General features: G+C 74.4%; 7 protein-coding genes. 4 read left to right on the top strand and 3 right to left on the bottom strand.

What is annotated here, in order from left to right:
• Positions 1-100 precede the first annotated feature (100 nt).
• From ABD254_RS20120 to gndA, 3 genes are read right to left on the bottom strand one after another with little or no spacing between them, the layout of a single operon-like run.
• Positions 101-1,369, bottom strand: a complete 1,269-nt coding sequence (locus tag ABD254_RS20120) for a carboxylate--amine ligase (RefSeq protein WP_344250608.1) — start codon at positions 1,367-1,369, stop codon at positions 101-103.
• Positions 1,366-2,712: a carboxylate--amine ligase gene (locus ABD254_RS20115; protein ID WP_344250606.1), complete on the bottom strand. Its 1,347-nt coding sequence runs from the start codon at positions 2,710-2,712 to the stop codon at positions 1,366-1,368. The genes ABD254_RS20120 and ABD254_RS20115 overlap by 4 nt, the downstream gene beginning before the upstream one ends.
• Positions 2,713-2,720: 8 nt before the next feature.
• On the bottom strand, positions 2,721-4,157 hold the full coding sequence (gene gndA / locus ABD254_RS20110; RefSeq protein WP_344250604.1) for an NADP-dependent phosphogluconate dehydrogenase: 1,437 nt from the start codon (positions 4,155-4,157) through the stop codon (positions 2,721-2,723).
• A 319-nt stretch (positions 4,158-4,476) separates the two neighbouring features.
• Between gndA and ABD254_RS20105 the strand changes: the two genes are divergently transcribed.
• The 4 genes from ABD254_RS20105 to ABD254_RS20090 all read left to right on the top strand — a co-directional run bounded on the left by ABD254_RS20105 (position 4,477) and on the right by ABD254_RS20090 (position 9,387).
• Complete coding sequence (locus ABD254_RS20105; RefSeq protein ID WP_344250602.1) at positions 4,477-5,964, top strand: pyridoxal phosphate-dependent decarboxylase family protein; 1,488 nt, start codon at positions 4,477-4,479, stop codon at positions 5,962-5,964.
• 85 nt (positions 5,965-6,049) lie between these two features.
• Complete coding sequence (locus tag ABD254_RS20100; RefSeq protein ID WP_344250601.1) at positions 6,050-6,658, top strand: DUF3000 domain-containing protein; 609 nt, start codon at positions 6,050-6,052, stop codon at positions 6,656-6,658.
• A 76-nt stretch (positions 6,659-6,734) separates the two neighbouring features.
• Positions 6,735-7,964: an HRDC domain-containing protein gene (locus ABD254_RS20095; RefSeq protein ID WP_344250599.1), complete on the top strand. Its 1,230-nt coding sequence runs from the start codon at positions 6,735-6,737 to the stop codon at positions 7,962-7,964.
• A gap of 154 nt (positions 7,965-8,118) precedes the next feature.
• A complete protein-coding gene (locus ABD254_RS20090; RefSeq protein ID WP_344250598.1) occupies positions 8,119-9,387 on the top strand; it encodes a thiolase family protein in 1,269 nt (422 codons plus the stop codon).
• Positions 9,388-9,391: the final 4 nt, after the last annotated feature.

Raw genomic sequence — 9,391 nt, 5'->3', positions numbered from 1 at the left:
CTCTAGTGAAAGCACGATCCCCGCAACCCCCTGAATCCAGGGTGTTGCGAGGATCGCTAGAACCGGCCGCGTGTCGTCACGGGGGCCCTGTCGTGCGCCGTCAGAAGCCGGTGCCGGTGGGCTCCGGGTACCAGCGGCGGAACTTGCGCACCTGGTTGAGCTTCGCCGCGGCGACGTACGCACGCCGCTTGGCGCCGCCGTCCCCGGCCCAGTAGGCCAGCGGGTGCACGCCGTCGGGCGCGAGGCGCTTGACCGAGGCCGCGAGCCGCGCCTCGCGCACGTAGTGCAGCAGCAGCCGCGTGGGGACGACCGAGTACAGCACCTCGCGCCCGACGACGACGGGCTCGAGCGGGACGTCGTCCACGTGGTCGGCGACGACGAACCGGGCGACGTTCGCCCCGGCGGCGGTGACGTAGAAGTTGTTGCGACCGATGCGCGGGTTGACCTCGAAGAACGCGAACCGCCCGTCGCGCGGGTCGACCTTCACGTCGAAGTTGGCGAAGCCGCGGTAGCCGGTGGCCTCGAGGAACGAGCGCGCCTGGGCGAACATCTCCCCCAGGTCGCCGGTGATCATCGCCGCCGGGTTGCCGAGGCCGTTCGGGGTGTGCTCCTCGAGCAGCACGTGCGCGCCGGCCATGAGGGTCACGACGCCGCGACGGTCCACGTAGGCCGTGATCGACCGCATCTGGGTGTCGTCGCCCGGGACGAGCTCCTGGGCGACGAACCGGCCGCGGAACCCCGCGGCGCGCAGGCGTGACCACAGGTCGTCGAGCTCGGCCTGGTCGGCGATCTCGAAGACCTTGCGCTTGCCCGGGAACTCCACGTCCTGGTAGTCCGCGCTGCTGGCCGCCTTGGCGATCAGCGGCCACCCGACGTCGACGGTCGCGGGCCGCCAGGCAGGGTCGTCGGCGCCCGCGAAGTCCTGCACCACGGTGCGCGGCACGGCGATGCCGACCTTCTCGGCGACCTCGGCGAACGTCGCCTTGTCGGACACCTGGTCGAGCAGCTCCTCGTCGAGGAACGGCACGACGTAGCCGGCGGCCTCGAGCTCCGCGCGGCTCCGCACGACGGTGCGCACGAGCCAGTCGGAGTTCGCCAGGAGCACCAGCCGGCGCCCGGGGTCGGCGGCGAGTGCCTCGGCGGCCACCCGCACCGCGGCGTCGACGAGCTGACGCTCGTCGTGGCTGTCGTCGACGGTCACGTTGCGCAGGATGCGCGAGTCCGCGATCGGCCCCGGCACGAGCCCCGAGATCACGGTCGAGGCCACGCCGTACTCCTCGTGGAAGGCACGCGCGAGCGCGTACACCCCGATGTCCCCGCCGAGGATCACGGGGAACAGCTCGGGCCGCGGGGAGGCGGGGCGGCTCATGCCCGCACCTCGCCCGCCGCGGGGGCGGGCGAGTTCGCCGCGTGCACCCGGCGCAGCTCGTCCAGCGGGTAGAACTGACGGTACTTGCGCACGTGGTTGACCAGCGCGGTGAGCACGTACAGGCGGCGGCGGGGCGAGGAGTCCGCCCGGTAGCGCAGCGGGTGCACGGTGCGGCCCGAGCGCTGCAGCCGCACCACGCGGGCCTTCAGCTCCGGGTCGAGCACGTACCGACGCAGCAGCCAGCGCGGCACGACGGAGTACAGGACCTCCGCGACCGCGGTGACGGGCGCGCGGCGCACGCCGTGCACGACGTCGTCCACCAGCACCTCGGTGGGGTTCTGGCCGCCCGCGGTCAGGTAGTAGTTGTTGCGGCCGATGCGCGGGTTCTGCTCGAAGAACTTGTACACGCCGTCGCGCGGGTCGAGCTTGACGTCGAAGTTCGCGAAGCCGCGCCAGCCGGTGTGCTCGAGGATCCGCTGCGCGGCCTCGAGGATGGGGTCGATCCGCTCGACGATCATCGCGGACGGGTTGCCCCTCGTCGCGGGGGTGCGCTCCTCGAGCAGCACGCGGGCCGAGCAGCGCAGCGTCACGCGACCGTGGGAGTCGGCGTAGGCCGTGACCGACCGCATCTGCGTGTCGTCGCCCGGGATCATCTCCTGGACGAGGAACCGGCCCCGGAACCCTGCGTCGCGCAGGGAGATCATCAGGCGGTCCAGCTCGCCCGGGGTCGCGATCTCGAAAATCTTCTTCTTCCCGGGGAACGTCACGCCGTGGTAGTCGGCGCTGCTGGCCGGCTTGGCGATCACCGGGAAGTCGAAGCCGACCGGCACGGGCTCCCACCCCGGCGCGTCCGCGGCGGAGAAGTCCTGGATCACGGTCCCCGGCGTGGGGATGCCGAGCTCGGCGCAGACGGCGGCGAACTCCGCCTTGTCGGAGATGCGGTCGATGAGCGCGGCGTCGGCGAACGGCAGCACGTAGTGCTGCTCGAGCCGCCGGCGGTGCTCCACGAGGTCGCGCACGACCCAGTCCATGTTGGTGAGCAGGACGAGCCGCTCGGCCGGCCTCGCCGCCGCGCGCTGCGTCGCGAACAGCTCGAGGGTCGCGACGATCGCCTCGGTGTCGCTGCCGGAGATCACCGTGTCGATGATCTGCGAGTGCGCGATGGGGCCGGGCTCGGCGAACGCGACGACGGTGGTCCGCACGCCGTAGCGCTCGTGGAACGAGCGCGCCAGCGCGTACACGCCGATGTCCGAGCCGACGATGACGGGGTGGAAGCCGGGGCCCGAGGCGTCCTGCGTGCCGGCCTCGGCCCCCGGAGTGTTCGGGGTGGTCCCAGTGCTCACGGGTGGGTTCACGCCTCCTGCTCGGTGCGGTCGTCCGACCACTCGGTGTGGAAGATGCCGTCGCGGTCGGTGCGGCGGTAGGTGTGGGCGCCGAAGAAGTCGCGCTGCGCCTGGATCAGCGCGGCGGGCAGGCGCTCGGCGCGCACGCCGTCGTAGTAGGCGAGCGACGACGAGAACGCCGGCGTCGGCACGCCGTTGAGCGCGGCACGGGCGACCACGCGCCGCCAGGCGGCGAGGCCGTTCGCGACGGCGCCGGTGAAGTACTCGTCCGCCAGGAGCAGCGGCAGGGAGGCGTCGCGCTCGTACGCCTCGGTGATCCGGTTGAGGAAGCGCGCGCGGATGATGCAGCCGCCGCGCCAGATGCGGGCCATGGCGCCACGGTCGATGTCCCAGCCGTACTCGGCCGACGCGGCCGCGATCTGGTCGAAGCCCTGCGAATACGCGACCACCTTCGACGCGTACAGCGCGAGCCGGACGTCCTCGACGAAGGCGTCGCGGTCGTCGATCTCCCACGTCCCGGCGTCGGCCGGCAGCACGGCCCGCCCGGCCTCGCGCTGGGGCACGGAGCCCGACAGGGCGCGGGCGAACGTCGCCTCCGCGATCCCGGTGATGGGCACGCCCAGGTCGAGCCCGTTCTGCACCGTCCAGCGGCCGGTGCCCTTCTGCTCGGCCTGGTCGAGGACGACGTCCACGAACGCGCTCCCCGTCGCGGCGTCGACGTGCTGCAGCACGTCGGCCGTGATCTCGATGAGGAAGGACTCCAGGTCGCCGGTGTTCCACTCGGAGAAGATCTCCCCGATCTCGGCGGCCGACGCGCCGAGGCCCTGCTTGAGCAGGTCGTAGGCCTCGGCGATGAGCTGCATGTCGGCGTACTCAATGCCGTTGTGCACCATCTTGACGAAGTGCCCGGCGCCGTTCGGCCCGACGTAGGTGCAGCACGGGGTGCCGTCGACCTTGGCGGAGATCGCCTCGAGGATCGGGCCGAGGGACTCGTACGACTCGCGGGTGCCGCCCGGCATGATCGACGGCCCGTTGAGCGCGCCCTCCTCGCCGCCCGACACCCCGGTGCCGACGAAGTGCAGCCCGCGGGCGGCGAGCGCCTCCTCGCGGCGGATGGTGTCCGGGAAGTGCGCGTTGCCGGCGTCGACGACGATGTCGCCCTCCTCCAGCAGCGGCAGCAGCTCGTCGATGACCGCGTCGGTGGCGGCGCCCGCCTTGACCATGATCACGACCTTGCGCGGCCGCTCCAGCGACGCCACGAAGTCCGCCATCGACTCGGACGGCACGAAGTCGCCCTCGTGCCCTGCGGAGTCCATCAGCGACTGCGTCTTGGCGAAGCTGCGGTTGTGCACCGCGACGGTGTAGCCGTGGCGCGCGAAGTTGCGCGCGAGGTTGCGACCCATCACCGCCAGGCCGGTGACGCCGATCTGGGCACGAGCTGTCATCGTTTCCTGCTTCCCTCGGAGTTCGTCGGGGGCGCGCGGACGCGACGCGGGACCGACCGGGTACGCGCTCGATCCGTGCCCGAGCCACGCTCGGGTGCACGCTCGTCCACGCTCGGTTCCGGTCGACACGTCGGTCCGCGGGCCCGGGAGCCTCGACCAGCGTAGTCGGCGCGGCGCAGCCGGGCGGACGGATCATCACGATCCGGACACGACCTCGGGTCGGGAACGGGTGAGGTCTGCCGGCGGGGGTGGCGACCGGTGTCGGGGGCGCACACGATGGAGCGGGCGCCCTGCGACGGCGCCGGGCGGAGGAACGGTCATGCCGGACGACGGGCCGGACCACGGGCGGGACGACGGGCCGGCGGTGCACGACGACCAGCAGGCGAGGCTGCTCGGCAAGGTCGCGCGGTACACCGCCGACTACCGGGCCGGCCTCGCCGCGCGCCCGGTCGGGGCCCGGGCCGACGACGCGGAGCTGCGGGCCCGGCTGGGCGGCCCTCTGCCCCAGGAGCCGAGCTCGCCGGAGGCCGTGGTGGACGCCCTCGTCGCGGCCGCCGAGGACGGGCTGGTCGCGTCGGCGGGTCCGCGCTACTTCGGGTTCGTCGTCGGCGGGTCGTCGCCCGCGTCGTTGGCGGCCGACTGGCTGACGTCCGGGTGGGACCAGAATGCCGGCGCCTTCGCCCTGTCGCCGGCGTCCGCCGTCGCCGAGGACGTCGCCGGCACGTGGCTCCTCGAGCTGCTCGGCCTCCCGGCCGGCGCGAGCGTCGGCTTCACCACCGGAGCGACGATGGCGAACGCGACCTGCCTCGCGGCCGCGCGGTCGTCGGTGCTGGCGCGCGCGGGCTGGGACGTCGAGCGGGACGGCCTGTTCGGCGCCCCGCCGATCCACGTGGTGGTCGGGGAGGACCGCCACATCAGCATCGAGCTCGCGCTGCGCTACCTGGGCCTGGGCAGCGACCGCGTGCACCGCGTCGCCGCCGACGACCAGGGAAGGATGCGCGCCGACGACCTGGCCGCCGTGCTGGACGGCTGCTCCGGGCCGACCGTCGTCGCCGCGCAGGCCGGGAACGTGAACTCGGGGTCCTTCGACCCGGTCGACGAGGTCTGCCGTCTCTCCCGCGCCCACGACGCCTGGGTGCACGTCGACGGCGCGTTCGGCATCTGGGCGGCCGCCTCCCCGCGGCACCGCCACCTGGTGAGGGGCGTCGAGGCGGCCGACTCCTGGGCCGTCGACGCTCACAAGTGGCTCAACGTGCCGTACGACTCCGGGTTCGCGATCGTCGCGGACCCCCGCGCGCACCTCCGGGCGACGGGCCTGCCCTCCGCGGGCTACCTGGAACCCCACGACTCGATCCGCCGCGACAACGCCGACTGGGTGCCCGAGATGTCGCGTCGCGCCCGGGGCTTCACCGTCTGGGCGGCGATCCGCGAGCTCGGCCGGTCGGGCGTCGCCGACCTGGTCGACAGGTGCTGCCGGCACGCCGCCCGGTTCGCGCAGGCGCTCGGCGCCGCGCCGGGCGTGGAGATCCTGGGCGACGTCGTGCTGAACCAGGTGCTGGTGCGGTTCCACCGCCCGGACGGCGACGACGACGACGATGCGGACGCCCTTACGCGCGCCGTCGTCGCCGCGGTCCAGGCCGAGGGCACGTGCTGGCTCGGCGGGACAACCTGGCGTGGCAGGGCGGCCATGCGGATCTCGGTGTCCGGCGGGTCGACCACCGACGCCGACGTCGACCGCACCGTCGCGGCCATCCTGGCGGCGGCCGGCGACGGGAGCCTGCCGGCGCCGGCCGAGCGCCGGGGGTGACGCGCCGCATCACGATCCGGACACGGCGGCGACTTCCGGCACGTCCTGGCCCCGCGGCTGCCCCCGCCCACGTAACGTGACAGCCGTGACCGGCCAGCAGCGGGAGGTCCCCGCACCGTTCGTGGCCGCCCTCGCGTCCCTCCGCGAGCGCCGCCTGCGCGCCGACGTGCACCTCGCCGAGATCCCCGGGCCCAGCCGCATCGCCCCGTTCTCAGTCGCCCTCGAGGGCGAGGTCACCGGCCCGGACACCGCCCCCGGGAGCGGGACCGGCGAGGTCGGCGAGGTCGCGACGGGGCGTTTCGTCGTCCTGCACGACCCCGACGGGCAGGAGACCTGGCACGGCACGTTCCGCGTCGTGACGCTCGTGCGCGCGACGCTCGAGCCCGAGCTCGCCGCCGACCCGCTGCTGGCGGAGGTCGCCTGGTCGTGGGTCACCGACGCGCTGGGCGACGCGGAGGCCGGGTCGCACGCCGTGGGCGGCACGGTGACCCGCGTGGTGTCGCAGAGCTTCGGCGCGCTCGGGTCCACGCCCGACGCCGTCGACCTGGAGATCCGCGCGTCCTGGACGCCGGACGACACGGACCTCGGCGCGCACCTGGCCGTCTGGGCGGACCTCATGGCCACCGCCGGGGGCCTGCCGCCCCTGCCCGAGGGCGTCACCGCCCTGTCCTCGCGGCCCCGCCCTGCCCCATGACCGACGACATGACCGACCACGCGACCGACGCCCCGCACGGGCCGGACCTCGCTTCCGACCTCGTACCCTGACCCCCATGAGCTCCGCCCTCCCGCCGACCGCCCCCGACGTCGTCCCCCTCACCGAACCCTCGGACGGCGTCGGCAGCGTGGTCGAGGATCCCGCGGCGTTCGCGCGGGTCGTGGAACGCTTCGGCGCCGGGAGCGGGCCGGTCGCCGCGGACGCGGAGCGCGCGTCGGGCTACCGGTACGGCCAGGCGACGTACCTCGTGCAGGTGCGCAGGGCCGGCGCCGGCACCGCGCTGCTGGACCCGGTGGCCCTGCCCGACCTCTCGCCGCTGGGCGAGGCGGTGGGCGACGTCGAGTGGGTGCTGCACGCCGCGTCACAGGACCTGCCGGGGCTCGGCGAGCACGGGCTGCGACCGGCTCGCGTCTTCGACACCGAGCTCGCCGCGCGGCTGCTGGGCATGGAGCGGGTCGGGCTGGCCGCCGTCGTGGCGGAGCTCCTGGGCCTCGGGCTCGCCAAGGAGCACTCGGCCGTCGACTGGTCGACGCGGCCCCTGCCCACCGACTGGCTGCGGTACGCGGCGCTCGACGTCGAGGTGCTCGTCGAGCTGCGCGACCGGCTGGCCGAGCGGCTCGAGGCGGCCGGCAAGACCGAGTGGGCCGCCCAGGAGTTCGAGGCCGTCCGCACGGCCGCGCCGCCGGCGCCGCGCCCGGAGCCGTGGCGGCGCACCTCGGGAACCCACACCCTGCGCGACCGCCGCCAGCTCGCCGTGGTGCGCAGCCTCTGGCAGGCCCGGGACACGAGCGCCCGGGCGCGGGACGTCTCCCCCGGGCGGGTGCTGCCGGACCGCGCCATCATGGCCGCGGCGCGTGCCCTCCCCCGCACCGCCGGGCAGCTGGTCGCGCTGCCCGAGTTCGCCGGCAAGGCCACCCGCCGTCGCGCCGCCGTGTGGCAGCGCGCCGTGGACGAGGCGCTGGCGCTGCCCGCCGAGCGGCTGCCCAGCCTGCGCGGGCCGCGCACCGACGGGCCGCCCCAGCCCCGCACCTGGGCCGACCGAGACCCGGTCGCAGCGCGTCGGCTCGCCGCGGCGCGCGAGCTCGTCGCCGACGTCTCCGAGGAGCTCGCCGTGCCGGTGGAGAACCTGCTGCAGCCGGATGCGCTCCGCCGGCTCTGCTGGACGCCTCCCGAGTCCCCGGACGCCGAGGAGATCGCGCGCTTCCTGCGCGAGCGCGGCGCCCGTCCCTGGCAGATCGAGCTGCTCGCCGGCCGCCTCGCGGAGACCTTCGCGAACGCCTCCTGACCCGGGTGATACCGGGTCTCACCATGATCTACTCTTTTCCCGGTACTCGCGGTAGCGTGTACCGCGGTGCGGCCCCGTGACCCACGGCGCACCGCAGAGCGGCGTCGCTCGTCGGACGCCGAAGTCCCGACCATCGTCAGTGGATGGAGCTGCCATGACCACCCGGAACCCGGCTCGTCGCGCGCTGCGCGACGTCGTCTTCGTCGAGGGCGTGCGCACGCCGTTCGGCAAGGCCCGCCCCGACGGCCTGTTCGCCGAGACCCGCGCCGACGACCTCGTCGTCAAGGCGGTGCGCGAGCTGCTGCGCCGCCACCCCGAGCTGCCGGGCGAGCGCGTGGACGAGGTCGCGATCGCCGCCACCACCCAGCAGGGCGACCAGGGCCTCACCCTCGGCCGCACGGTCGGCATGCTGGCCGGCCTGCCCCGCACGGTCCCCGGCTTCGCCATCGACCGCATGTGCGCCGGCGCCATGACCGCCGTCACGACCACCGCGGCCGGCATCGCGACCGGCACCGCCGACGTCGTGGTCGCGGGCGGCGTGGAGCACATGGGCCGCCACCCGATGGGCTTCGACGCGGACCCCAACCCGCGCTTCCTGTCCGAGAAGCTCGTCGACCCCGAGGCCCTCAACATGGGGATCACGGCGGAGAACCTGCACGACAAGTTCCCGCACCTCACCAAGGAGCGCGCGGACGCGTACGCGGTGAGCTCCCAGGTCAAGTACGCCAAGGCCGTGGCGGGCGGCGACGTCGGGCCGGAGCTCGTCCCCGTCGCCGTGCGGTCGACCGAGCACGGCTGGGGACTGGCCACCGCCGACGAGCTGCCCCGCCCCGGCACCACCGTCGAGGGCATCGCGCACCTCAAGACGCCGTTCCGCCCCGGCGGGCGCGTCACCGCGGGCAACGCCTCCCCGCTGACCGACGGCGCGACGGCGTGCCTCCTCGCCGCCGGCGACGTCGCCGCCGAGCTCGGCCTGCCCGTCGGGATGCGGCTGGTCGCCTCCGCCTTCGCCGGCGTCGACCCGTCGATCATGGGTTACGGCCCGGTGCCGGCCACCGACAGGGCGCTCGCCCAGGCGGGCCTGAGCATCGACGACATCGGCCTCTTCGAGATCAACGAGGCCTTCGCCGTGCAGGTGCTGAGCTTCCTCGACCACTACGGCATCGCCGACGACGACGAGCGCGTCAACCCCTACGGCGGCGCGATCGCGATGGGCCACCCCCTGGCGTCGTCGGGCGTGCGCCTCATGATGCAGCTCGCGCACCAGTTCGCGGCCCGGCCCGAGGTCCGCTACGGCATCACGACCATGTGCGTCGGACTCGGCCAGGGCGGCACGGTGATCTGGGAGAACCCGCACCACGCCGACTACTCGGGCCACACGAGCGGCTCCGCGTCCAGCTCCGCGACCAGCGAGGAGAACTGACCCC

The organism is Isoptericola hypogeus (assembly GCF_039531145.1).
Classification (GTDB): Bacteria; Actinomycetota; Actinomycetes; order Actinomycetales; family Cellulomonadaceae; genus Isoptericola; species Isoptericola hypogeus.
The sequence above is the reverse complement of the archived record's forward strand: the minus strand, read 5'-3'. Positions and strand labels throughout refer to the sequence as shown.